Source organism: Streptomyces rhizosphaerihabitans, from assembly GCF_025399795.1.
In the GTDB taxonomy this organism is placed as follows: domain Bacteria; phylum Actinomycetota; class Actinomycetes; order Streptomycetales; family Streptomycetaceae; genus Streptomyces; species Streptomyces rhizosphaerihabitans.
On the sequence record NZ_JAODTZ010000125.1, the window covers coordinates 1 to 3,464 of the forward strand.

A 3,464-nucleotide genomic window follows, 5' to 3' on the forward strand; every position below is an offset into this window, starting at 1 on the left:
CTGACCCTATTTTTTCCTGCGCCGCGGCCTCTTCCAGCGCCGCCAGGACCTTCGGTCTCACCACCATCCCGGCCAGCGGTACGCACCGCCCACGCCCGCACCGCCCTGGTGATCAGCCTGCTCACAGACCGGGCGCCCGGTCTGTCCAAGGTTCTGCGCGAGCACAACCCGCACTGCGTTCTGCTCGACGGGACGCTCGCCGAGTGCGACCGCGTCGGCGGCAACAGGACCGACTACTACGCCAAGCGCCAGGTCCAGGGCCAGCCGCTGCCCGGCGTCCGCGGCCGCCCCGGCCGGCGGACCGGCAATTGGGTTCGTCCGGAGGCTGGTTTGACGCCTCAATGAATAACCGTTATCTATTGGCTGTTCGTAGAGGAGGGTGGTTCGTGCAGGACGTGGTGCTGGCGTTGCTGGTGAAGGAGCCGTCGCACGGATACGACCTGCGCAGTCGCTTGGCGGCGGCGCTCGGGCCGTTGGGGGAGACGCTGAACGCGGGTCAGATCTATGTGACGCTCACCCGGCTCGAAAAGGCCGGGCTGGTCGTCCTTGAGCGTGAGGACGTACCGGTGCGCGGCCCGCGGCGCAAGGTGTACGCGCTGACCGCGACCGGGCAGAAGCGGGTGGCCGCATGGATGGCCGAGGGCGCCGGGGTCAGAGCAGATGTGACGGAGTTCCACCTGAAGCTGGTGGCCGCCGCCGAATCGGGTCTGGCCGATCCGCTCGCGCTCGTGGACGCGCGGCGTCGGGAGCTGATGAACGGCCTCGCCGAGACGCAGCGTGCTGCCCTCACCCACGACACGGACTCGCAGGCCGGGCTGCTTCTTGAGGGCATCGCACTCCGGCTTCAGGCCGATCTGCGCTGGTTGGAGGCATGTCGGCGGACGTGGTCCGCCCGTGCCGCACGTGAGGAAGGTGGAGGACTCGGATGACGAGAGACGTGTGGGACCGTGAACCCGGTGATGCTCGTGTGCCGGCGCTGCGGGCGGTCGGCCTGTCGCGGGTGTACGGGGCGGACGAAAGCCTGGTGTCGGCCGTCGACGGCGTCGATCTCGACGTTCCCGCCGGGCAGACGCTCGCCGTGACCGGGCCCAGCGGCTGCGGCAAGTCGACGTTGCTGCAGCTCTTCGGCGGTCTTGACCGGCCCACCGACGGCGAGGTGTGGCTCGGCGGGCAGCGCATCGATCACCTGGGCGAACGGGCGCTGGCCAGGCTGCGGCGCCGCGCGGTGGGGTTCGTCTTCCAGGCGTACCACCTGATGCACGAACTGACCGCGGCACAGAACATCGAGTTGCCCGCGCTGCTCGCCGGCGCCTCACCGCGCACCGCCCGCGTGCGTGCCGCCGAACTCCTCCGCCAGGTCGGACTCACCGAACGCGCCCGGCATCTGCCCTCCGAGCTCTCCGGCGGGCAACGGCAGCGGATCGCCATAGCCCGCGCCCTGGTCAACAAGCCGCTGGTCGTCCTGGCGGACGAGCCCACCGGAAACCTCGACAGCGCCGCGACCCTCGACATCCTCCGGCTCTTCGACGAGCTGAGCGCTGCCGGCCAGACCCTGGTCATGGTCACCCATGACGAGCGGGTCGCCGCCACGGCGGACCGCATCGTCTCCCTGCGCGACGGGACGTTGGCCGACGACACCAGCCTGGACGGCAACCGCAACGGCGGCGACACAGGGCTGGGCGCCCTGCTGAGCTGGGAGGACTGACCGTGGGACACCTGTTGCTGATGTGGCGTCTGATCCTGCACGACATACGCCGCCGTCCCGGCGAGGCCCTCATGTTCCTGCTCGCCGTCACCATCGCCACCGCCACCGCCACCGCCAGCTTGACCCTCGGACTGGCGACCGACAACGCCGTGGACGCCGGGTACCTGAAGACCCGCGCGGCCACCGCCGGCCCCGACATCACGGCGATCACGACGGCCACGGACCCGTCCGGCCTGGCCGAACGCCTCGCGGACACGCCCGGTGTGGCCGCGCAGGCCGACCCGGTCTACGCGTTCGACACCACCATCCGGGCGCACGGCCAGAGCGCGCACACCTCGATCGAGGGGCGCGACGACTCACCGTCCGCCGTGGACCGGCCGCTGGTGACCTCCGGCACCTGGGTGCATCCCGGCGGCGCGGTGATCGAACGCGGCTTCGCGCAGGCACTCGGCGTGCACCTCGGCGACCACGTCACCATCACCGGGCGCACCTACCCGGTCGTCGGGACCGCGATCAGCGCGGCCACCCCGGTGTATCCGTGGAGCGACTGGGCCCAAGGGCCCGGGCCGTCAGACAAAGGCGGCAGGATCTGGCTCACCGCCGCCGACGCCCGCGCGGCAGTCGGCGATGCCCCCAGTGTCTACCTGATCCATCTGAAACTGACCGACCCCACCACACCCCTCCGATGGCTCGACGGCGTGTTCACCCCCGATCGCCAGGACGACCCCTGGGTCAACACCCGCACCTGGCAGGACGTCGTCGAGACGGACACGAACATGATCAAGCAAACTCAGCCTGCCCTGGTCATCGGCGGCTGGCTGCTCGCCGTCGCCGCGATCGTCACCCTCGCCGCGATCGCCACCGCACGCGCCACACGCGACAACCGCCGTGCCGGACTGCTCAAGGCCGTCGGCGCCGGCCCCGGCACCGTCACCGCCGTACTGCTGGCGCAGTACCTGATACTGACCGTCCTGGCCACCGCACTGGGACTGACTGCTGGGACTCTGGCCGCCCCCATCTGGTCGATCCCAGCGCCGGGCTGCTCGACACCGTCAGCCCTCCAGGCTCCGGCACCGTCTTCGCAGCGGTCTTCCTCGCCGTCCTGGTCGCCCTGACCGGTGTGCTCGGCCCCGCCGCCCGCATCGTCCGCACCAGCACCGTCCACACCCTGGCCGACCCGGCCCACATGCTCACGCACCACCCGCATCTGAACGCGATGACGGCGTATCTGCCCACATCGCTGCTGCTCGGCATCAGGCTGCTCGCCCGCCGGCCCGGCCGCGCCGTCCTGGCCTCCGCCGGAACCGCCGCCACCACCATCATGATCACCGCGATGCTCACCTTCCACGCCGATCTCGACACGGTCCACGCCTCCGATCGGTTCGGCCCCGGCGAAGTGCGGACCGACCAGACCGGCCAGGTGCTGCTCGCCGTCACCCTCGCGCTGGTGGCACTGTCCACGCTCAACACCGTGCTCCTCGGCTGGAGCACCGCGGTGCAGGCCCGGCACGCCCTGTCCATCGCCCGTACCCTCGGTGCCACCCCCGGCCAGGTCGTCGCGGCACTCTGTGTCGCACAACTCCTGCCTGCCGTGCCCGGAGTGGCGGCGGGTATGCCGGTCGGGCTCGGCCTGTACTGGCTCTTCGGCACGCAGGTCACGCCCCCGGGACCTTGGCTGCTCACCGCCGCGCTCGCCATCCTGCTGGCCATCGCGGTGTTGACCGTGCTCCCCGCATGGGCCCACACCCGCAAACCCGCG

At 71.0% G+C, this 3,464-nt stretch carries 5 protein-coding genes; all 5 read left to right on the forward strand.

Features of this window, described 5'->3' with window-relative positions; translation table 11 throughout:
- Window positions 1-108 precede the first annotated feature (108 nt).
- Window positions 109-345 carry a hypothetical protein gene (locus N4G66_RS46195; RefSeq protein WP_391858994.1) on the forward strand — a complete coding sequence of 79 codons (237 nt, stop codon included), beginning with the start codon at window positions 109-111 and terminating at the stop codon, window positions 343-345.
- A gap of 41 nt (window positions 346-386) precedes the next feature.
- The gene (locus N4G66_RS44820) at window positions 387-929 is read left to right on the forward strand and encodes a PadR family transcriptional regulator (protein WP_261710094.1); all 543 of its coding nucleotides are present in this window, start codon (window positions 387-389) and stop codon (window positions 927-929) included.
- On the forward strand, window positions 926-1,705 hold the full coding sequence (locus N4G66_RS44825; RefSeq protein WP_261710095.1) for an ABC transporter ATP-binding protein: 780 nt from the start codon (window positions 926-928) through the stop codon (window positions 1,703-1,705). Before N4G66_RS44820 ends, N4G66_RS44825 begins: the two co-directional genes overlap by 4 nt.
- Before the next feature lie 2 nt (window positions 1,706-1,707).
- Window positions 1,708-2,820, forward strand: coding sequence for an ABC transporter permease (locus N4G66_RS44830; RefSeq protein WP_261710096.1), 1,113 nt, complete (start codon window positions 1,708-1,710; stop codon window positions 2,818-2,820).
- Window positions 2,821-2,825: 5 nt separating this feature from the next.
- On the forward strand, window positions 2,826-3,464 hold a 639-nt coding region (locus N4G66_RS44835; RefSeq protein ID WP_315903775.1), incomplete at its 3' end, for an FtsX-like permease family protein.